Raw genomic sequence first — 20,627 nt, forward strand, 5'->3', positions numbered from 1 at the left:
CGGTGCGGCCTTCCCTCCGCAGGGCAGCCACGGTCTCGGCGTACGTCGGGGCCTGGCTGGGCTGCGCCCTCGCGGTCACGGCCGTGCTGTTCTTCTCCGGGACCAGGTCGATCGAGCTGGCGAGCCACGACGCCGTGGTGCAGCCGACGATGAGCGGCTCCGCGGTCCTCGAGACCGGGCCGGTGCTGCCAGACCTGCGCATTCCGGCCGCCGGCCGGCTCGGCGTCGACATCCGGCTGGAGAAGACCGACGCCGCCAGCACCGACGAGCTGGTCCGTCGCTACGCCTTCATCGCGGGTCAGCCGGAGGGCCAGATCGCCAAGGTCACCGACGCCGTCGAGGACATGCTGCTCGACGCGGCCCTGCGCGGCGCGGTGGTCGGGCTGGTGCCGATCGGGGTGTGGCTGCTCGTCGGCCGCACCCGGCGGCGCGAGCTCGCCGCCCGGATCGGGCTGGCGCAGGTGCTCGTCGGGGTCGGTGTGGTCGTGGTGCTCGGGGTCTGCGTCTGGCAGCCGTGGACCGACGACGTCGCCGACGACGGCGGCGAGTGGGTCTCGCTCCAGCAGTTCCTCGGTCCCGAGGTCGCGCTGCCCGACGAGCTCGACGACGTCCAGGTGCGCGGCGACGTGACGACCGCCCAGACCCGGCGCCTGGTCGAGAGCGCCGTCGACACCTACGACAAGAGCAAGGTCTTCTACGCCACCGCGGCCGAGCAGGCGGCGACCCTCGACCTGCGCCGGCCCGAGGACGGCGACACGGTGGTCGCCTTCGTCTCCGACCGGCACGACAACATCGGGATGGACCCGGTGGCGCGCGCGATCGCCGACGCCGCCGGCGCGACGGCGGTGTACGACGGCGGCGACGACACCTCCAACGGCAAGAGCTGGGAGGCGTTCTCCCTCGACTCCGTGTCCGAGGCGTTCGAGGGGCTGGACCGCTGGGGCGTCGCGGGCAACCACGACCACGGCTCCTTCGTGCACGACTACCTGGCGCGACACGGCTGGACGATGCTCGACGGCGAGGTGGTCCCCGGCCCAGGCGACACCACGCTCCTCGGCGTCGACGACCCGCGCTCCAGCGGGCTCGGGTCGTGGCGTGACGAGACCGGGCTGAGCTTCGCCGACGTCGAGCACCGGCTCGCCGACGCCGCGTGCGACAGCGACGAGCGGATCACCACGATGCTCGTGCACGACGCCAACCTCGGCCGCGAGGCTCTCGTCCGCGGCTGCGTCGACCTCGTCATCGGCGGCCACCTGCACGTCCGCTCGGGTCCGACCCGCGTCGACGGGCCGGACGGCGAGGTCGGCTACTCGTACACGACCGGCACGACCGGAGGCGCGGCGTACGCCATCGCGCTGGGCAGCAAGCCGCGCCGCGATGCCGACGTCAGCCTCGTGACCTACCGCGACGGCCGGCCGGCCGGCATCCAGTGGGTCACGCTTCAGCCGAACGGCGTCTTCCAGGTGGGCGACTACGTCGCGCTGGAGTATCCGACGCCCTAGATCCGAGTGGCGGCCGTCACCTCGCCGGTGGCCACTCGTTGAGGGAGAACCTGTTCCAGTTCTGGAGGCACCGGTGCGCCCTCTTCCTCGTACGGCCCTGTCCGCGACCTGCGTCCTGCTCGCGCTGCTGCTCGCGGCCTGCGGCTCCCGACTCGACCCGCAGACGGTCGCCGGCGCCTCGGGCTCCAGCGGCACCGGCGGAGGGGCGACCGTCCCGGGCGCGGACGCGGCCGGTCCTGACGGCAGCCTCCCGGCAGGCGGTGGCGGGGACGCGGCTGCGGCCGGCGGTGGTGGCGCCGCGAGCGCGGGCGCCACGGGCGGCGGGGGCTCCGCGGCGTCGGGTGCGGGCGGCGGCGGGTCGGGGGACGCGCCGAAGGGCACCGGCGCCAACGCCGCGGCCGGTGGCGAGAAGGCCGGCAGCTGCGCCGGCTTCAAGAACCAGACCGGCATCACCGACTCGACGATCACGATCGGCAACGCGTCCGACATCAGCGGGCCGGTGCCCGGGCTGTTCGAGGCCGCCCCGGAGGCGGTGCGTGCGTACGTCGCCTACTTCAACGCCACCAGCGACATCTGCGGCCGCAAGCTCACCCTGGCGTCGTACGACAGCCGCACCGACGCGGCCGCGGACCAGCAGGCGTACGTCAAGGGCTGCGACGAGGCGTTCGCCATGGTCGGGTCGATGTCGGCGTTCGACTCCGGTGGTGCGTCCACCGCCCAGTCCTGCGGCCTCCCGGACATCCGTACGGCGGCGACGACCGCCGAGCGGCTCAGCTGCACGACCTGCTTCGCGGCCGAGGCGGCCAACTCCCAGCAGTTCCAGAACGCCGTGCCCGACTTCGTGCTGAAGAACTACGGCGACGCCGGGAAGCACGCCGCGATGCTCTACATCAACGCGGGCGCGGCAGCCGAGAACGGCAAGACCCAGGCCGCCGCGATGGGCAAGCGTGGCATGCACTTCGACTACGTGCAGGGCATCGACATCTCGGAGTTCAACTACGCGCCGTACGTCCAGCAGATGAAGGACAAGGGCATCGAGTACGTCCAGATCATCGGCTCCACGGCCCAGTTCACGCGGCTCGCCGAGGCCATGAAGCAGCAGGGCTTCAAGCCCAAGATCTTCATGATCGACCCGACCGCCTACAACCCCGACTTCGTCAGCAGCGGTGGCGACGCCGTCGAGGGCACCACGGTCTTCATCAACTTCACGCCGTTCGAGGAGGCCGGCTCCAACAAGGAGCTGCAGCTCTACCTCAGCTGGCTCCAGCAGGTGAAGCCCGGCGCGACGCCGTCCTTCTTCGGGCTCTTCGCCTGGTCGGCCGCGCGGCTCTTCGTGCAGCAGGCCACCCAGCTCGGCGGCAAGCTCACCCGGAGCGCGCTCGCCTCCAGCCTCAAGGGCGTCAGCAACTGGACGGCCAACGGGATGCACGCACCGCAGCCCGTGGGCGCCAAGCAGGCGTCGCCGTGCTGGCGGTTCATCAAGCTCGTGAGCGGCAGGTGGACGCCGATCGGCGGCACGAAGTACCAGTGCAGCGGCACCACCTCGGTCGGCTGACCGATGCCTCGGTGTGGGCCGCGTCACCTTTCCCCAGCCCCCTCGTTGAGGGGTGGAACGTGTTCTGATTCCGGGAGGGTCTCGTTGTCCAGGCTGGTGTCCCCGCTGCGTGCGGCCGCGATCTCGGCCCTCGGTCTGACCGTGTGCCTCGGTCTGGCCGCGTGCGGCTCCCAGCTCGAGCCCGACACCGTCGCGCAGGTCAACGGCACGACCACCGGCGGTGCCGGGGGCGCCGCCGGCACGACCGGCGGCTCGGCGCCCGGCGACAGCAGCCTGCCCGGCTCCAGCGACGTGGGCGGCGCGGGATCCACCGGGGGCTCGACCGGGTCCGGGGGCACCGGCGGCGACGGGGGCGCCGGTGGTGGCGGGACCGCCACCGGCGACGCCGCCCAGGGCACCGGAGCCAACGCGGCGACCGGCGCCAGCAAGGCCGGCAGCTGCGACGGCTTCAAGAACCAGACCGGCATCACCGACAAGACGATCACGATCGCCAACATCTCCGACATCTCGGGGCCGGTGCCCGGCATCTTCGAGTCCGCCCAGCAGGCGACCCGGGCCTACGCGGCGTACTTCAACTCCACCAACGACATCTGCGGCCGCAAGCTCGACGTCGAGCTGCTCGACAGCCGCGCCGACGCCGGTGCCGACCAGCAGGGCTACACCAAGGCCTGCGACGACGCGTTCGCCGCGGTCGGCTCCATGTCGGCCTTCGACTCCGGCGGCGCGGGCGCCGCGCAGTCGTGCGGGCTGCCCGACCTCCGGTCCACGACCACCACGCCCGAGCGGCGCGACTGCAGCACCTGCTTCGCCGCGCAGGCGGTCAACCCGGGTCAGGTGGGCAGCGCGATGCCGCGCTACTTCGCGTCGAAGTACAAGGACGCCAGCCAGCACGCGGCCGTCCTCTACATCAATGCCGGCGCGGCTCCCGGCAACGCGGCGTCGTTCCGCGACGCGTGGGGCAAGAGCGGGTGGAAGATCGACTACTTCCAGGGCATCGACGTCGCGGAGTTCAACTACGCGCCGTACGTCCAGCGGCTCAAGGACAAGGGCATCAAGCTCGTCAACTACACGGGGCCGTACCAGAACACGGCCAAGCTGCTCGACGCGATGAAGCAGCAGGGCTACAAGCCCGACGTGTTCATCCAGGACTCGACGATCTACGACCAGCGCTTCGTCGACGAGGCCGGCTCCAACGCCGACGGCGTCTTCGCCTACTCCACCACGGCCCGCTTCGACGACTTCAGCGTCAAGGAGATGCAGCTCTACCGCTCCTGGCTGGACCAGGTGAAGCCGGGCGCGGTGCCCAACTACTTCGGCCTGTACGCGTGGTCCGCCGCGCGCCTCTTCGTCGAGCAGGCGACCAGGCTCGGCGGCAAGCTGACCCGGGCCTCGCTGGTCGGCGCGCTCAAGGGCGTCAAGAACTGGACCGGCAACGGCCTGCACGTGCCGCAGCAGGTCGGCTCCAAGAACACCGCCAGCTGCGTGTCGGTGCTCCAGCTCAACGGCGGCAAGTGGAGCCAGGTCTCACCGGGCAAGTACATGTGCGCGCCCCTCGTCGACGCCGGAGGGTCCTGACCCCATGAGCACGATCATCTCGTTCACGATCCTCGGCCTCTTCACGGGCGCGGCGTACGCGATCGCGGCCTCCGGCCTGGTGCTGACCTACACCACGACACGGGTCTTCAACATCGCCCATGGCGCCTTCGGCATGGTCATGGCCTTCACGTTCTGGGACTTCAGCCAGCGACAGGGGATGCCGACCTGGCTCGCCCTGGTGCTGGTGCTCGGGGTGGTCGCCCCCGGCACCGGCTGGCTCGTCCAGCGGTTCATCACGCGTGGCCTCGGTGAGGGCCCGGTCAGCGTCTCGCTCGTCGTCACCGTCGGTCTGTTCGTCGGCCTGATCGGCCTGGCGCAGTACATCTGGCCCCCCGAGCCGCGCACGGTCCCGCCGTTCCTGCCCGACAAGGGCGTGCAGATCGGCGACACCTACGTCACCGCCCACCAGATCATCACGATCGCGCTGTCGGCCGTGGTCGCAGGGCTCCTCTACCTGCTGCTCAACCGAACGCGTATCGGCACGGCCATGCGGGCCTCGGTCGACAACCCGGTGCTGCTCCGCCTCTTCGGTGGCAACCCCGACCGGGTCGCCTCGCTCTCGTGGGCGATCGGCATCTCCCTCGCTGCGCTCGCCGGGATCCTGCTGACGCCGGTGATCGGGCTGTCCTACTTCGACCTGACGCTGCTGGTCATCAACGCGTACGCCGCGGCGATGCTCGGCCGGCTCTCGAGCCTCCCGCTGACCTTCGTCGGCGCGATGGGGCTCGGCATCCTGCAGTCCTTCGCCGTGGCCTACCTGCCGACCGAGGGCTTCCTGTCCGGCCTGCGGGCCGTGGTGCCGGCGCTCTTCCTCTTCGTCGTGATCATCCTGATGCCCCAGGCCCAGCTGCGGATCGGCCAGGTCAAGGGCATCGTCTCCGCGCCGCTGCCGTCGATGACGCGGTCGGCGGTCTGCGGCGCCGCGCTGCTCGGCGTCGTCGCCGTGCTCGCGACCGCGATGTCGGACGCCAACCTGCTGCTGGTCGGCACCGCGGCGACGTACGCGATGGTGATGCTCTCGCTGGTGCTGCTGACCGGGTACGGCGGCCACGTCTCGCTCGCGCAGTTCACCTTCGCCGGGGTCGGCGCGCTGGCCTACGCGAAGCTCGACGAGCCCAACCTCTACGGCCTGGTGATGTCCGCCCTGATCGCGGCGGCCGTCGGTGCCCTGGTGGCGCTGCCGGTGCTGCGCCTGACCGGCCTCTACCTGGCGCTCTCGACGCTCGCCTTCGGTGTGCTGATGGACAAGCTGGTCTTCCAGGCCGACTTCGCCTTCGGCTTCAACGGCACCCTGCACGCCGAGCGGCTCTCCCTGCTCGGCACCTCGATCTCCTCGATCTCGGGCTACGTGATCGTGATGGCGACGTTCTTCGTGCTGATGGCGCTCGGCCTGCTCGTGCTGCGCCGCGGCGTCCTCGGCCGGCTGCTGATCGCCATGCGCGACAGCCCGGCCGCCTGCGGCACCCTCGGTCTCGACCTGCGCTGGTTCCGCGTCGGCCTCTTCGGCGTCTCGGCCGGCATGGCCGGCCTCGCCGGCGCGCTGTTCGCGGGCCTGCGAGGCACGATCGGTGCCGCCGACTTCCAGCTCTTCAACAGCCTCCCGCTGCTGCTGCTCGCCGTGGTCTTCGGCGTCACCTCGGTCTCCGGTGCCGCGCTCGGAGGCATCGGGCTGATGCTGCTGCCGGTGCTGCAGAGCTCGCGCCCCGAGCTGGCCGGCCTGGTCTTCGCGGTCCTCGGCTTCGGCGCGGTCGCCCTCGGCCGCGACCCCAACGGCCTCGCCAACCTGCTCTTCGGCCTCGGCCGTCGGCTCGACCGCCGCTTCGGCGACGTGGTCCGCCGGGCCGTTCCGCTCCTGCCGTTGCCGGCGGACCGCGCCGACACCTCGACCCACGGCGAGGTCCCGCTGATGGAAGACCTGCAGCAGCCGTTGAAGGAGGTGGGGGTCCATGCCGCTGCTCGAGGTTGACGACGTCGTCGTCCAGTTCGGTGGGGTGACCGCGGTCGACCACGCCAGCTTCGTCGCCGAGGCGGGCCGGGTGACCGGCCTGATCGGCCCGAACGGCGCGGGCAAGACGACCTGCTTCAACGTGATCACCGGTCTGCAGAAGCCCAACCGCGGCCGGGTCCGCTTCGACCGCCGCGACATCACCCGCCTGTCCGTGCCGCGCCGGTCGCGCCGCGGCATGGCCCGCACGTTCCAGCGGCTCGAGGCCTTCGGGTCGTTGTCGGTGCGCGAGAACGTCCGGGTGGCGCGCGACATCCACCGCGGCATCGCGGGCCTGGTGCGGCCGGCGAGCGCCGACGTCGACGGCCTGCTCGAGCGGGTCGGCATCGCGGCGTACGCCGGGGAGCGCGCCGACTCGATCCCGACCGGCACCGCGCGGCTGCTCGAGCTGGCCCGCTGCCTGGCCTGCGACCCCCAGCTGCTGCTGCTCGACGAGCCGTCGTCGGGCCTCGACGAGCAGGAGACCGACGCGTTCGGACTGCTGCTCGCGGAGCTCGCCGCCGAGGGTCGCGCCATCGTCATGGTCGAGCACGACATGGACCTGGTGATGTCGGTCTGCGACGAGATCCACGTGCTCGACTTCGGCCGCGTCATCGCCTCCGACGCGCCCGGCGCGATCCGCGCCAACCCCGACGTGCAGCGCGCCTACCTCGGCTACTCCGACGTCGACGAGGAGCTCGCCGAGCAGACGAGGGAGATCCTCCTATGAGTGTCCCGATCCTGGAGGTCGTCGACCTGCATGCGGCGTACGGCCGCATCGAGGTGCTGCGCGGCGTCGACCTGCGGGTCCCCAAGGGCGCGGTGATGGCGCTGCTCGGACCCAACGGCGCCGGCAAGTCCACCCTGGTCAAGGTCATCAGCGGGCAGAAGGGCGCGACCTCCGGCGACATCCACCTCGGCGGCGTGCACGTGCAGGACACCTCGCCGGAGGAGCTGGCCCGGCTCGGGCTGTGCACGATCCCCGAGGGTCGGTCGGTCTTCCCCAACCTCAGCGTCGAGGAGAACCTCACCCTGATGTCGTACGCCGGGGTCGCCACCGAGGCGGTCCTCGACACGGCGTACTCCTACTTCCCGCGGCTGCACCAGCGCCGCCACCAGCTGGCCGGCACGATGTCGGGCGGCGAGCAGCAGATGCTGGCGATGTCGCGGGCGCTCGCGTCCGACCCGGCGCTGCTGCTGCTCGACGAGCTGTCGATGGGGCTCGCCCCCCTGATCGTCGACGAGCTCTACGACACGGTCGCGCAGATCGCGGAGAGCGGGGTGTCGATCCTCTGCATCGAGCAGTTCGCGCGGACGGCGCTTCGGGTCTCCGACTACGCGGCCGTGATGACCGGCGGGCGGATCGTCGCCACCGGGGAACCCGCAGAAGTCATGGACACGATGTCCGACGTCATCCTCGGAGGTGCGGCATGAGCCGTTCGCGATTCCTGGTCCCGCTCGCCGCCGCCGCGGTCGTCGGAGCGATGCTCCCGATCTCGCCCGGCCTGGTGTCGGCGAGCAGCGCGGCCGACAAGCCGGCGTTCAGCGGCTACAGCGCGGACGCCTGGGCGGCGCCGGTGAAGATCGAGCTCTACGAGCCGACGATCCCCATCCCCGCCGACCCGCAGCTCGAGGTCGAGCTGGCCTACTCGAAGGTCGAGTCGGACTCCGGGAGCTCCCAGGCACGGGCGAGCTGGCTGTGGCCGGGGGACCCGGTCGGTGAGGGCGCCAAGACCTTCGTGACGCAGCTGGGCCTCCCCGAGCAGCTCGGCGAGGCCGGCTACCCCGTCCAGGTCAACGCGGCCCAGCCGAGCGGCGAGGCCGCCCAGGCCGACGAGCCGTTCCCCGGGACGGTCATGCGCACCAGCGCGACCGAGGACAAGACCCTTGCCCAGGTGGGCTTCTCACCCGACAGCGCCGTCGGCGACGGCACTGCCGGCGAGGGACAGGGCGGGGGCGAAGGCACGCCCGGCGTCCCCGGCCTGCCGGGGATCCCGGTTCTGCCCGGGGTCCCCGGAGCCGTCGGCCCGGACGCTCTCCAGCAGTTCGGGCAGGCGATCACCGGTGCGGTCACCGGGGCGCTCACCGGGAAGTCGACGCAGGCGAACGCCGCGGAGGACTCGCCGGCCACCCCCGGCCTGCCGCCCGAGCTGGCCGCGCTGGTCGACGTCGAGGGCTACACCTCGTCGAGCCAGACCGTCGCGACCGACGGCAAGGTCGTCAGCGTGGCCCGGTCCGCCCTCGGTGACGTCTCGCTCCTCGGTGGGCTCGTCACGCTCGACGGCCTGGTCGTGACCAGCACGAGCTCCAGCGACGGCAAGGCCGGCGCCCCGGCGGGCAAGGCCCGTCTGGGCGGGATGACGATCGCCGGCCAGGAGTTCTCCTTCGGTCCCGACGGCTTCGTGGCCGCCGGGCAGGCCGGCGCGATCCCGGGCCTGCCCGACCAGGCGGCCAAGGCCCTCGACCAGCTCGGCATCCGGCTGGTGCTCCCGAAGCCCGAGCTCGTCCGCCAGCAGGACAAGGCGACCAGCGACCTGGCCGGGCTGCGCGTCGAGATCGACACCGCCGTGCTGCGCCGTCAGCTCGACGCCCTCCCGCTCGGCGACCTCGTCGGCGCGGTGCCGGACGAGGCGGGCGAGCTCAAGAGCCTGCTCCAGGCAGCCGTCGGCCTGTCGCCCAAGATCGTGCTCGTGCTCGGCAACGCGGGCACGACGGTCGACACGGTGCAGGGACTCGTGTTCCCGACCGACATCCCCGACAACGACCCGAGCGGCGCCGGCGCGCCAGCCGGCGGGTCCGGCGGTGCCGGGACCGGCGCGTCGACCGGCAGCGTCCCCGCGGCCTCGAGTCCCACGGCGGGCTCCGACGCTCCTCCCGCGGCGACCGACGACCTCGATGATGCGGCCCTGGCCGGCTCCGGCCTGCCACCTCTCTACTCGATCCCCGGCGCGATCCTCGTCGGTGGTCTCGCCCTCGGTGCTCTCGGGGGCACCTGGCTGCGCAGGGCGGGCGTGCTCGCCCTCGGCGGCGCCGGCTCCTGCTCCCACGGCCTCGACCGGGGCCTGCCCGACCTGCGAAAGGCACGCTGATGACGACCATGAACGCACCCGGCCCGACGCCGGCACCGGCCCCCGCCCAGCGGCTGTCGATCGGGCTGCCCCGCGCGTCCGGCGACTCGGGCAGCGGCGCCGCGCCGATGAAGAACAACCACTACCAGCTGCTCCAGCTGGTGCTGTTCTGGGCCGGGGCGATCCTGCTGCCGCTCGGTCTCGTGGTGATCGTGCTGGGCTGGTACGGCGCCGCGAACACGCCGTACCAGTACGACCAGCTCTCCTACCTGGTCTCCGGCGGCCTGCTCGGCCTGGGGCTGACCTTCGCCGGCGGCTTCCTCTACTTCGGCGCCTGGCTGGCCCGGATCGCCGCCGACAACCGTGAGTCGGCGAAGCGGCTGGCGGACACGCTGCTGGTGCTGGCCGACGTGACCTCGCGCGCCGCCGCGAACAGCGACGACCTCGACGTCTCCGGGCTGCCGGTCACGGCCGGAGACGGCACCACGATGCATCGCCGCGACTGCGCGCTGATCGCGCACCGCGCGGACCTGCACCCGGTCGGCGAGGACAACGGGCACCTCACCCAGTGCCGGGTGTGCCGACCCTGATCACTCCTCGTCGGCGGTGACCTTCTCGTCGGGCTTCTTCATCAGCACCGTGTCCATGTAGTCGCGTGCGGTCTCCAGCAGGTCGACGGCGTGGCCGGCGCGCTCGGAGAGGTACCACCGGTGCACGAGGATCTCGTGGAAGATCTCGGCCGGCTCGAGCTTGCCGCGCGCCTCGGCCGGGATCATCGCGAGGATCGGCTCGTAGGTCTCGTTGAGCCACTTCGCGGCCACCAGGGAGCGGTCCTCGCGGCCGAGGTCGAAGTGGGCGGTGTACGCCGCGATGTCGTTGAGCATCCGGCGCGCCTGCGCGTCCTCGACGTGCAGCCCGGTCAGGGCCTGGAGCTCGCGCTGGTGGTGGCCGAGCTCGACCACCTTCGGCTGGATCAGGACCTTCTCGCCGTCCCAGTCCGTGACGATGTCGAGCTCGTCGACGTCGAAGCCGAGGTCGTTGAGCCGCTCGACGCGCTGCTCGATGCGCCAGAGCTCGTGGGTCGCGAACTCCTCGACGTCGGTCAGCTCGGACCACAGCGCGTCGTACCGCTCGCGCAGCATCTCGACGATGTCGTGCGCCTGCACCTCGTGGTCGAGCGAGTCGCTGGCCTGGAGGTCGAGCAGCTCGGCGAAGACGTTCTCCGTGGCGATGGTCAGGTCGTGCTCGCGCAGCCGGTCCGAGAGGCTCGTCTTCAGCTCGCCGGTCTCGGCGTCGACGAGGTACGCCGCGAAGCCACCTGCGTCGCGCCGGAAGAGCACGTTGGACAGGGACACGTCGCCCCAGTAGAAGTCGGCGAGGTGCAGCCGGACCAGCAGCACGACCATCGCGTCCACCAGTGACGGCAGGTTGTCGGCCGTGAGGCCGTGCGAGAAGAGCGAGCGGTAGGGGAGCGAGAACTGGAGGTGCTGGGTCAGCAGCGCCGCCGGCAGCTCCTCGCCGTGCTCGTCGACGCGACCGGTCACCACGCCCTGCGCGACGACCGCCGGCAGGCCCATCCGCTGCAGGTCGCGCAGCATCCGGTACTCGCGGAACGCGATGTCCTCCACCGTCTCCTTGACGGCGTACGTCGTGTCGCCGAGCCGGATGATCCGCACGACGTGCCGCGACAGACCGCGGGGGAGCGGCACGACGTGCTCGGTCCATTCCTCCAGCGGCGTCGACCACGGCAGGGCCAGCAGGGCCGGGTCCGGCCGGTTGGCGACGATGCGGAGTGCCACGCTGCCTACGTTAGAGCGTCCAGAGCGCGAACGACGGCCCGTCGCTCGCCGGCAGCGTGACCGCGCCGTCGATCTCGACCAGGTCGCTGTCGGTGCCGGTGCTGAGCAGGAGCGAGCCGTCGCCGAACCCCAGTGCGCCGGCGTCGAGGGTGATCGCCGGGCCCGCCGTACGACGCGCGGCGACCAGCACCGAGCCCGCCGGGTGCTCGCGGAGGTAGACGAGGACGTCGTCGTCGACGTGCGCCCAGCGCAGGCCGCCTCGGCGCAGGGCCTCGTGGTCGCGACGCAGCCGCGCCAGCCCGGCGTACGCCGCGAGCGTGTCGTCGTCCCAGCCAGCCGGGTCGGCCCAGGGGAACGGGCGCCGGGCATCCTCGCCGTTGACGCCCTCGAGGCCGATCTCGTCGCCGGCGAAGAGCATCGGGACGCCGGGCATCGTGAACTGGAGCCCGGCGGCGACCCGGTGCACGGCGCCCGAGCCGGTGACGGTGCGGATCCGGGCGCTGTCGTGGGAGCCGAGGATGTTCCAGGAGCAGGTGCTGGCGCGCCAGCCGTAGCGACCCTGCCACTCGCGCAGGCTGCGCACGACGCTGTCGCCGGGGCGCCGCGGCACGGGCACCGGGCGCCCGAACGCGCGCGCGGGCGACGCCGGGTCGCGCAGCCACGACCAGACCGGCCACGAGAAGCCGGAGTAGTTCATCGTGCCGTGCCAGCCGTCGCCGTCGACGTCGGTCGAGGCATCGTGGTTGTGCTCGCCGATCACGAAGGCGTCGGCACGCTCGGCCTCCGCGGTGCGGCGTACCAGCCTCGCGACCTCGTGGTTGACGTCGATCGCGCCGAGGCGGCCGGTCATGTTGGCGACGTCGACCCGCCAGCCGTCGAGGTCGTACGGCGGCCGCAGCCACCGCGCCACGACCGAGTCGGGACCGTCGACCATCGCCGCCCGCAGCGCCGGGTCGTCGTGGTTGAGCTTGGGCAGCGTGCCGTGGCCCATCCAGCACTCGTAGGAGCCGTCGGGCAGGAAGTAGTAGAACGACCGCGCGGGCGCGCCCTCGACGTCGCGCGCCGCGACGAACCACTCGTGGGTGTCACCGGTGTGGTTGGTGGTCAGGTCGCCGAGGATCCGCCAGCCGCGCTCGTGCACGGCCGTGGCGAGCCGGACGTACGCCTCGTCGCCGCCGAGCAGCGGGTCCACGGTCTCGAAGGTCGAGGCGTTGTAGCGGTGGTTGCTCTCGCCGGGGAAGACGGGCGTCGTGTAGACGACGCTGACGCCGAGGTCGTCGAGGTGGTCGAGGTGCTCGGTGACCCCGTCGAGGTCGCCGCCGTAGAACTGGAGCGGCGTGCGCGGGTCGAAGCCCTCGAAGACGACCTCGTCCTCCCAGTCGGCCTCGACGGCCCAGGCCGGCGTCGGGCGTTCGGCGGCCGCCACCGAGCGCGCGAACCGGTCCGGGAAGATCTGGTAGACGACCGCGTCCCGCGCCCAGTCCGGAGGCGCGTGGTGCGAGCTGAGCCGGAAGTCGAACGCGTCGGGCGGGTCGTGGTCGACGACGCCGGTCGCCGTGAGCCAGTGCTGGCCGCCGGGTCCGTCCAGCAGGAAGCGGTAGTTCGTCACCGGGTTGTGCACCGGCAGCGCCCCCTCCCACCAGACGGCGTGCTCGTCGCGGGCGGACTCCGTGCAGGGGTGGTACGTCGGCTCCGCGTCGTACGTCGTGCGCAGCCAGATCCGCTCCACCGGGTCGGCGGGGTCGGTGCGGAGGCGCACGGTCACCGTCGAGCCGGGTGCGGGCGCCTCGTCGGAGACGTACATCGGGGAGCCGTCGTGGTGCGGCTCGCGCAGGAGACTCATGGGGTCCGTCCGTGGGGCTCGAGGAAGACGGCGCCCGGTCCCCACTGGGCGGCGGTGTCGTCCGGGTTGGTCAGGGCGCAGGTCTTCAGGCTGAGGCAGCCGCAGCCGATGCAGCCGTCGAGCCGGTCGCGCAGTCGCTGGATGCGCTCGATCTGCTCGTCGAGGCGCGGGCGCCAGGCCTTGCTGAGCCGGTGCCAGTCCGACTTCGTGGGCGCCCGGCCGTCGGGCAGGGTCGCCAGCGCCGCGCCGATCTCCTCCAGGCTCAGGCCGACCCGCTGCGCCGTACGGATGAACGCGACGCGGCGCAGCGTGGACTGCTCGTAGCGGCGCTGGTTGCCGGTGGTGCGCACCGACGAGATCAGGCCCCTGGACTCGTAGAAGCGGATCGCCGAGGTCGCCACCCCGGCTCGCTCGGCGAGGTGACCGATCGTCAGCTGCGTCATGCGCCCAGCCTCGCCGGAGTTCAAGCATCGTTCAAGTTCTGGGGTAGTCCCTGACGGAATGGCCCTCCCCGGGCCTCCCGGCGGACCGTTCCGTCAGGGACTACCCCGATAGAACGTGTTCTAGTACCGTCCGGCAGGTGACTGACACCTCGCCCCGCATCGTCGTGATCACCGGAGCCGCCTCCGGGATCGGGTACGCCACCGCCGAGCTCTTCCGCGACCTCGGCGACACCGTCTACGGCCTCGACATCAACCCGACCGTCCCGGACGGCGTGACGTACGTCGAGTGCAACGTCGGCGACAAGGACGCCGTCGACGCGGCGATCGAGGTCTGTGCGACCAGCGGTCGGATCGACGTCCTGGCGAACGTCGCGGGCATCGTGCAGTTCGGCCGGATCGAGACGGTGACGGAGGAGGAGTGGGACCGCGTGCACGCGGTCGACCTCAAGGGCCCGTTCTTCCTGATCCAGGCCGCGCTCCCGCACATCCGCGCCGCCAAGGGCAACATCGTCAACGTCTCGTCGGTGGCCGGCAACGCGCCGCAGCCCTACGCCACGGCGTACGCCGCCGCGAAGGGCGGGCTCACCCAGCTCACCAAGGCGCTCGCCCTCGAGCTCTCGCCCGAGGGCATCCGTGTCAACGTGATCTGCCCCGGCACCGTGGACACGCCGATCGTCGAGCAGGTCTTCCACAAGCTCACCGACGACCTCAACACCCGGGTCGCGGACCGGCTGATGATGATGCTGCCCGGCGGCGCCATCAAACCCTCCGAGATCGGCGAGACCATCGTCTGGCTGGCGTCCCCGTCGGCCCGGATGATCACCGGCGCCGTGATCGCCCACGACGGCGGCATGAGCGGCTGACGGTCCGCCCCGTAGCATGTGCGCGCTGCCGGTGTAGCTCAGTTGGTAGAGCGCCTCTCTTGTAAAGAGGATGTCGCGGGTTCGACTCCTGTCACCGGCTCTCAGCGCAGCCGGCGTACGTCGAACGTCATCGGCGGCTCGGCGATGGCGTCCTGGGCGGCGACCAGCTGGATCTCGCGGGTGCCGGCGGCGATGGTCTCTTCGAGGATGCCGAAGACCGACGACGTCGTCCGGGCGAGCGCCTCGGCGGCGGAGCCCGTCGTCCGCAGGTGCGCCAGGTAGAGCGCGGCGGTGACGTCGCCGCAGCCGTTGGGGGTGATCGGCAGGAGCGGGGTCTGGACGGCCCAGGCGCCCTCGTCGGAGACGGCGATGACGTCGAGGCGACCCTCCGGGACGTCGTCGTGGAGGACGCTGGTGACCAGCACGTCGCGGGGACCGCGGGCGCGTACGTCGTCGACCGCGGCCAGGATCTCGTCGAGGGTGGTCGTGGTGCGACCGGCGAGGAAGTCCAGCTCGAAGTGGTTGGGCGTGATGATGTCGGCGGCGGGTACGACGGTGTCGCGCATGAACTCCGGGATGCCGGGGCGCACGAACATCCCGCGCCCGACGTCGCCCATCACGGGGTCGCAGCAGTAGACCGCGTCCGGGTTGAGCTCCTTCACCTTCGCCACGGTGTCGAGGATGATCGCGCCGACGGCCGGGTCGCCCTGGTAGCCCGACAGCACGGCGTCCGCCTCGCCGAGCACGCCGCGGTCCTCGATCCCGGCGATCACCTCGCGCACGTCGTCGGCAGCGAGCAGTGGGCCGCGCCAGGCGCCGTACCCCGTGTGGTTGGAGAAGTGCACGGTGAGCACCGGCCAGACCTCGTGGCCGAGCCGCTGCAGCGGGAAGACCGCGGCGGAGTTGCCGACGTGGCCGTAGGCGACCGAGGACTGGATCGACAGGATCTTCACGTCGTGATCCTCCCGCACCCGATCGGCTGGTCTCGACCCTGGATCGCGGAACTAGAACAAGTTACAGTTACCGGGTTCAGGACATTCTCTCGGTATGTGAGTAGAGGTAGCCGTGGCGCGCAAGCCGTCGTACAGGAACGAAGCCGACTACGTGGTGGTGGGCTCCGGCAGCTCCGGGGCCGCGATCGCGGGCCGGCTGGCGCAGTCTGGCGCGAGCGTGATCGTGCTGGAGGCGGGCAAGAGCGACGAGCAGTACCTCGTGAAGAAGCCCGGGATGATCGGCCCGATGCACGCCGTGCCGCAGATCAAGGCGCGCGTCGACTGGGGCCTCTACTCGAGTCCGCAGAAGCACATGCTCGACCGCAAGATGCCGGTCCCGCGCGGCAAGGTGGTCGGCGGCTCGAGCTCGATCAACGGCATGGTCTACGTGCGCGGCAACCGCGCCAACTACGACGCGTGGGCGGCCGAGGGCAACGCCGGCTGGGGTGCGGACGACGTCAATGCGGCCTACCGCCGGATGGAGGACTTCGAGGACGGCGCCAACGACTACCGCGGCGCCGGCGGCCCGATCCGGGTCACCCGCAACAAGGCGCCGCAGGAGGGGTCGCTCCAGTTCATCCAGGCCGCCTCCGAGACGTTGGGCGTGCCGGTCCTCGACGACTACAACGCGGAGTCGCAGGAGGGCGTCAGCCGGATGCAGCAGAACGCTGCCGACGGTCTGCGCTACAGCGCCTCCCGCGGCTACCTCCACCACCTCGACGTGCCGACCCTGCAGCTCCAGTCGGAGGTGCTCGCCCGCAAGGTCGTGATCGAGGACGGCCGCGCCACCGGCGTCGAGGTCACCGACAAGGACGGCACGCGGCGCACCGTCCGAGCCGGCAAGGAGGTCATCCTCTCGGCCGGCTTCGTGGGCTCCGCCCAGCTGCTCATGCTGTCGGGCATCGGTCACGCGCAGCACCTGCGCGACCACGGGATCGACGTGCTGGCCGACCTGCCCGTCGGCGACAACCTGCACGACCACCTCTTCCACGCCCTGACCTTCAACGTCACGACCTCGAAGATGCGGGGCAACGCCTTCTTCTTCGGCAAGGGCGTGGTCAAGGAGGCCGTGCGGCCGGGCACGACCTTCATGGCCAACTCGGTCTTCGAGGCCGTCGCCTTCCTGCGTACGTCGCAGGCGACCGACGTACCCGACCTGCAGCTGCACCTGCTGCCCTGGTCCTACGTCTCGCCCAACCAGGACGAGCCGATCCAGCACAAGGTCGACCCGCGGCCCAGCCTGACGCTGCTGTCGACGCTCATCTACCCGAAGAGCCGCGGCACGCTGCGGCTCGCGTCGTCGGACCCGACGGTCTCACCGCTGATCGACTTCCAGTACCTGTCCGACCCGGCCGACCTCGAGGTGCTCGCCGAGGGGTCGGAGATGGTGCGGCAGATCATGGCGGGCAGCGCGTTCCGCGGCGCCGTGAAGGAGGAGATCCACCCAGGTGCCTCGCTGACCGGGCAGCCGCTGCGCGACGCGATCCTCAACCGGGCGACGTCGGTCTACCACGGCGTCGGCACCTGCCGGATGGGCGTCGACGAGCTCGCCGTCGTCACGCCGGACCTCAAGGTCCGCGGCGTCGAGGGCCTCCGGGTCTGCGACGCCTCGGTGATGCCGTCGATCACCGGCGGCAACACCAACGCACCCGCCATCATGATCGGTGAGCGAGGCGCCGACCTCGTGCTCCAGGAAGAGGGAATGGCATGACACTGCAGCGACCCGCATCTCTCACCGACGACTTCCTGCGCGGCCTGGTCGCCCGGGTCCCGTCCAGCGACGGCGGCAGCTGGAAGCTGACCGAGGTCTACACCGGCGAGCTGCTCGTCGAGCTCCCGCAGTCGACGCCCGCCGACATCGAGCGCGCCTTCGCCACCGCCCGGGCGGCGCAGGTCGAGTGGGCCGCCCGGCCGCTCAAGCAGCGGCTCGAGGTGTTCAAGCGGGCGCACACGCTCTTCCTGGACCGCGCCCAGGTCACCACCGACCTGATCCAGGCCGAGAGCGGCAAGAACCGGCGGATGGCGATCGAGGAGACCTGCGACCCCCCGATGGTGATGAGCCACTACCTCAAGCGCGCGCCCAAGCTGCTCGCGCCGGTGAAGCGCGGCGGCCCGGTCCCGTTCCTCACCACGTCGACCGAGATCCGCCAGCCCAAGGGTGTCGTCGGGATCATCGCGCCGTGGAACTTCCCGTTCGCGACCGGCATCTCCGACTCGATCTCGGCGCTGATGGCCGGCAACGCGATCGTGCTCAAGCCCGACAACAAGACGGCGCTCTCGCCGCTGTACGGCGTCCAGCTGCTCGAGGAGGCCGGGCTCCCGAAGGGCCTCTTCCAGGTCGTCTGCGGCGAGGGCCCGGACGTCGGCCCGACGCTGATCGACAACGCCAACTACGTCATGTTCACCGGCTCGACCGCGACCGGCCGGGTTATCGGCGAGCGGGCCGGCCGCAACCTGATCGGCTGCTGCCTCGAGCTCGGCGGCAAGAACCCGATGATCGTGCTCGACGACGCCGACCTCGACGACGTCGTCCAGGGCGCGATCTTCGGCGCCTTCGGCAACACCGGCCAGATCTGCATGCACATCGAGCGGATGTACCTGCCCGAGTCGCGGTACGCCGAGTTCCGCGAGGCGTTCGTCGCAGCGACCGAGGCGCTGAACATCGGCGCGGCGTACGACTTCGGTCCCGACATGGGCTCGCTCGTCTCGCCCGACCACATGGAGCGGGTGAAGTCGCACGTCGACGACGCGGTCGCCAAGGGCGCCACTGTGCTGACCGGTGGGAAGCCGCGGCCCGACCTGGGGCCGGCGTTCTTCGAGCCGACGATCCTCGAGGGCGTCACGAAGGAGATGCTCGCCGGCGTCACGGAGACCTTCGGGCCGGTGGTCGCCCTGCACTCCTACCGGACCGTCGACGAGGCCGTCGCGCTGGCCAACGACACCGACTACGGCCTCAACGCGTCGGTGTGGGGCGGCGACGTCGCGACCGCCTGCCAGGTCGGCAAGCGCCTCGAGTCGGGCAACGTCAACGTCAACGACATCCTCGCGACGGCGTTCGCCTCGAAGGGGACGCCGTCCGGCGGCGTGAAGCAGTCCGGGGTCGGTGCGCGCCACGGCGACCAGGGCATCCTCAAGTACACCGACGTGCAGCAGCTCGCCGTGCTCAAGAAGCAGGTCATGGGCGCGCGGCCCGGCCAGGACTACGACGAGTACGTCAAGGGGATGCTCGGCGGCCTGAAGATGATGCGCAGGACCGGCATCCGTTGACGGCTCAGCGCGGGGCGTAGCCCAGCATCAGGTGGTCCTCGTGCTCTCCCCACCGCAGGTCGATCGACCAGCAGCCGGCCGCCGGCAGGTCGATGCCGGACGGGCCCGGAGCCGGGGCGACGGTGCGCGTCACCGTCCGGTTCCCGAGCGTGGCCCGGATCTCGAGCGGCCCGTCGGACGCGCCGACCCGCGCGACCCACAGGATCTTGTTGTTCTCGTCCGCGGCCGGCGGCGCCTCCAGGGGATGGTGGGTGGCCCACAGGATCGCGACCATGTCGCCGTCGTCGCCGAGGACGTGGGGGACCGCCTGGTCCGGGGGAGTGAAGCCGGCGCGGGCCCACTCCGGCAGCGGTGCCGGGTCGTAGTCGACGCGGCAGCCGCTGGCCGGCTCGGTCGTGGCCGGTTGCCCGGACTCCGAGCCGTCCGGGTCGTCCGAGCCGAGGACGGTGGCGAGCCCGGCGAGGGCGACCACTCCGACCGCGGCAGCGACCGCCAGCGGCGCGACCCACCGGCGCGTCCGTGTGTGGGTGAGTGGCTCTCCCAGTGGGGGCGTCGCGGAGTCGGCGACCCGCCTCATCGTGGCAGCGATGAACTCGTCGGTGTCCATGTCTACATCCCTCGATCCAGTGTCTCGGACGCCCGGGCGGCCTCCGCGGCTCGCCGCAGCGCGTCGCGGCCGCGGGCCAGGTGTGTCTTCGCGGTCGCCACTCCGCAGCCGAGGATCTCGGCGACCTCCGTGATCGGCTGGTCCTCCAGGTAGGTCAGCGCCACCGCCACCCGTTGCCGGTGCGGCAGCGCCCGCATCGCCGCGTCCAGCCAGGCGTCGAGGGCGGGCGGGCCCTGGTCCTCGGTGGCGGGCGGGTCGGGCGGTTCGGCGACCAGCAGCTCGCGCCGCCGACGTCGGGAGTTCTTGTGCAGGTTGGCCAGCGTGGTGCGGGCGTACGCGCCCATGTTGTCGTGGTGCGCGAGCCGGTCCCACCGGGCCGACACCCGCGCCAACGTGTCCTGGGTCAGGTCCCAGGCATCGTGCTCGTTGCCGCAGAGCACCCGGGCCAGGCCGAACAGCCGCGTCGACTCGACCGCCGCGAACTCGTCGAACCCCAGCTCCATGTGACCTGCCGCCTTCCCTCTCACCTCTAGAACACATCGGAGGGGCGCTTCGGACTACATGATCGTCGTACGGTCGTCCCATGTCGTTGCCACGGTCCTACCCGCCCGACACCTACCACGGCGAGGGCGGTGAGGTCTCCGCCTGGATGCGTCGCGACGACGAGCCGGCGGAGATCACCTACCGCACCGGCGGGACGTGCGAGTACCTCGCGACGGGCGAGCGCACGGAGGGCCGCTTCGGGCTCTACCGCTGGACGTTCGGCGATGCCGAGACCGGGCCGGACCCGCACTTCCACCGGTCGATCTCCGAGCAGTTCTACGTGCTCTCGGGCGAGGTGCGGCTGTACGACGGCCGTGCGTGGGTCACCGCCCGCTCCGGCGACTTCCTCTACGTGCCGGAGGGTGGGCTGCACGGGTTCCGTGGCGGTGGTGGTGCCTCGATGCTGCTGATGTTCGCCCCGGGCGGCCCGCGTGAGGACTACTTCGAGACGCTGGCACGCGGCGAGCAGATGACCGAGGAGCAGCGCGCGGCGTTCATGCTGCGGCACGACACGTTCTGGGTGTGAGGGAGCGACGCCGTGCACCCGATTTGTAGGGTCGCTGTG

18 protein-coding genes and 1 tRNA gene are annotated in these 20,627 nt (G+C 71.6%); 13 read left to right on the top strand and 6 right to left on the bottom strand.

The genetic code is table 11. The features are described 5' to 3' along the window. The first annotated feature begins 2 nt into the window (after nt 1-2). From ASC77_RS09715 to ASC77_RS09750, 8 genes are all read left to right on the top strand, one after another. A complete protein-coding gene (locus tag ASC77_RS09715; RefSeq protein WP_235547567.1) occupies nt 3-1,502 on the top strand; it encodes a metallophosphoesterase in 1,500 nt (499 codons plus the stop codon). Nucleotides 1,503-1,575: 73 nt separating this feature from the next. Then, a complete protein-coding gene (locus ASC77_RS09720; RefSeq protein WP_056151482.1) occupies nt 1,576-3,057 on the top strand; it encodes an ABC transporter substrate-binding protein in 1,482 nt (493 codons plus the stop codon). 84 nt (nt 3,058-3,141) lie between these two features. Beyond that, nucleotides 3,142-4,632 carry an ABC transporter substrate-binding protein gene (locus ASC77_RS09725; protein ID WP_156391022.1) on the top strand — a complete coding sequence of 497 codons (1,491 nt, stop codon included), beginning with the start codon at nt 3,142-3,144 and terminating at the stop codon, nt 4,630-4,632. A gap of 4 nt (nt 4,633-4,636) precedes the next feature. Then, the gene (locus ASC77_RS09730; protein ID WP_082574617.1) at nt 4,637-6,619 is read left to right on the top strand and encodes an ABC transporter permease; all 1,983 of its coding nucleotides are present in this window, start codon (nt 4,637-4,639) and stop codon (nt 6,617-6,619) included. Beyond that, nucleotides 6,600-7,367 (top strand): ABC transporter ATP-binding protein, encoded by a 768-nt coding sequence (locus ASC77_RS09735; protein WP_056151488.1) that lies wholly within the window; start codon nt 6,600-6,602, stop codon nt 7,365-7,367. Before ASC77_RS09730 ends, ASC77_RS09735 begins: the two co-directional genes overlap by 20 nt. Next, nucleotides 7,364-8,071: an ABC transporter ATP-binding protein gene (locus tag ASC77_RS09740; protein WP_056151491.1), complete on the top strand. Its 708-nt coding sequence runs from the start codon at nt 7,364-7,366 to the stop codon at nt 8,069-8,071. Before ASC77_RS09735 ends, ASC77_RS09740 begins: the two co-directional genes overlap by 4 nt. Continuing rightward, the gene (locus ASC77_RS09745) at nt 8,068-9,726 is read left to right on the top strand and encodes a choice-of-anchor P family protein (RefSeq protein WP_056151494.1); all 1,659 of its coding nucleotides are present in this window, start codon (nt 8,068-8,070) and stop codon (nt 9,724-9,726) included. The genes ASC77_RS09740 and ASC77_RS09745 overlap by 4 nt, the downstream gene beginning before the upstream one ends. Further along, nucleotides 9,726-10,295 (top strand): hypothetical protein, encoded by a 570-nt coding sequence (locus ASC77_RS09750; RefSeq protein ID WP_056151496.1) that lies wholly within the window; start codon nt 9,726-9,728, stop codon nt 10,293-10,295. The genes ASC77_RS09745 and ASC77_RS09750 overlap by 1 nt, the downstream gene beginning before the upstream one ends. On the opposite strand, the gene ASC77_RS09755 is transcribed toward ASC77_RS09750, so the two are convergent. Genes ASC77_RS09755 through soxR form a run of 3 tightly spaced genes read right to left on the bottom strand, consistent with a single transcriptional unit; the run spans nt 10,296 to nt 13,790 of the window. Continuing rightward, nucleotides 10,296-11,504: a DUF4032 domain-containing protein gene (locus tag ASC77_RS09755; protein WP_056151499.1), complete on the bottom strand. Its 1,209-nt coding sequence runs from the start codon at nt 11,502-11,504 to the stop codon at nt 10,296-10,298. A gap of 10 nt (nt 11,505-11,514) precedes the next feature. Then, a complete protein-coding gene (locus tag ASC77_RS09760; protein WP_056151502.1) occupies nt 11,515-13,347 on the bottom strand; it encodes a glycoside hydrolase family 13 protein in 1,833 nt (610 codons plus the stop codon). Then, entirely contained in the window at nt 13,344-13,790 is a 447-nt protein-coding gene (gene soxR, locus ASC77_RS09765) for a redox-sensitive transcriptional activator SoxR (protein WP_056151505.1), read from the bottom strand. Before soxR ends, ASC77_RS09760 begins: the two co-directional genes overlap by 4 nt. A gap of 137 nt (nt 13,791-13,927) precedes the next feature. On the opposite strand from soxR, the gene ASC77_RS09770 reads away from it, so the two are divergent. Both ASC77_RS09770 and ASC77_RS09775 read left to right on the top strand, forming a co-directional pair. Next, entirely contained in the window at nt 13,928-14,653 is a 726-nt protein-coding gene (locus ASC77_RS09770; RefSeq protein ID WP_056151508.1) for an SDR family NAD(P)-dependent oxidoreductase, read from the top strand. Between the two features lie 27 nt (nt 14,654-14,680). Further along, nucleotides 14,681-14,753, top strand: a tRNA-Thr gene (locus tag ASC77_RS09775). 1 nt (nt 14,754) lies between these two features. Here ASC77_RS09775 and pdxY read toward each other — a convergent pair. Further along, nucleotides 14,755-15,606 carry a pyridoxal kinase PdxY gene (gene pdxY / locus ASC77_RS09780; RefSeq protein WP_056151511.1) on the bottom strand — a complete coding sequence of 284 codons (852 nt, stop codon included), beginning with the start codon at nt 15,604-15,606 and terminating at the stop codon, nt 14,755-14,757. Nucleotides 15,607-15,718: 112 nt separating this feature from the next. On the opposite strand from pdxY, the gene ASC77_RS09785 reads away from it, so the two are divergent. Together ASC77_RS09785 and ASC77_RS09790 are read left to right on the top strand one after the other, a co-directional pair. Further along, entirely contained in the window at nt 15,719-17,356 is a 1,638-nt protein-coding gene (locus ASC77_RS09785; protein WP_056151516.1) for a GMC family oxidoreductase, read from the top strand. Then, nucleotides 17,353-18,912 carry a succinic semialdehyde dehydrogenase gene (locus tag ASC77_RS09790; protein WP_056151518.1) on the top strand — a complete coding sequence of 520 codons (1,560 nt, stop codon included), beginning with the start codon at nt 17,353-17,355 and terminating at the stop codon, nt 18,910-18,912. The genes ASC77_RS09785 and ASC77_RS09790 overlap by 4 nt, the downstream gene beginning before the upstream one ends. 4 nt (nt 18,913-18,916) lie before the next feature. On the opposite strand, the gene ASC77_RS26575 is transcribed toward ASC77_RS09790, so the two are convergent. Together ASC77_RS26575 and ASC77_RS09800 are read right to left on the bottom strand one after the other, a co-directional pair. Next, nucleotides 18,917-19,519, bottom strand: a complete 603-nt coding sequence (locus ASC77_RS26575) for a hypothetical protein (RefSeq protein WP_056151520.1) — start codon at nt 19,517-19,519, stop codon at nt 18,917-18,919. Nucleotides 19,520-19,521: 2 nt separating this feature from the next. Further along, nucleotides 19,522-20,022, bottom strand: a complete 501-nt coding sequence (locus ASC77_RS09800) for a SigE family RNA polymerase sigma factor (protein WP_056151523.1) — start codon at nt 20,020-20,022, stop codon at nt 19,522-19,524. Between the two features lie 80 nt (nt 20,023-20,102). On the opposite strand from ASC77_RS09800, the gene ASC77_RS09805 reads away from it, so the two are divergent. Further along, complete coding sequence (locus ASC77_RS09805) at nt 20,103-20,588, top strand: cupin domain-containing protein (RefSeq protein ID WP_056151526.1); 486 nt, start codon at nt 20,103-20,105, stop codon at nt 20,586-20,588. Nucleotides 20,589-20,627 lie beyond the last annotated feature (39 nt).

The organism is Nocardioides sp. Root1257, assembly GCF_001425175.1.
Lineage (GTDB): Bacteria > Actinomycetota > Actinomycetes > Propionibacteriales > Nocardioidaceae > Nocardioides.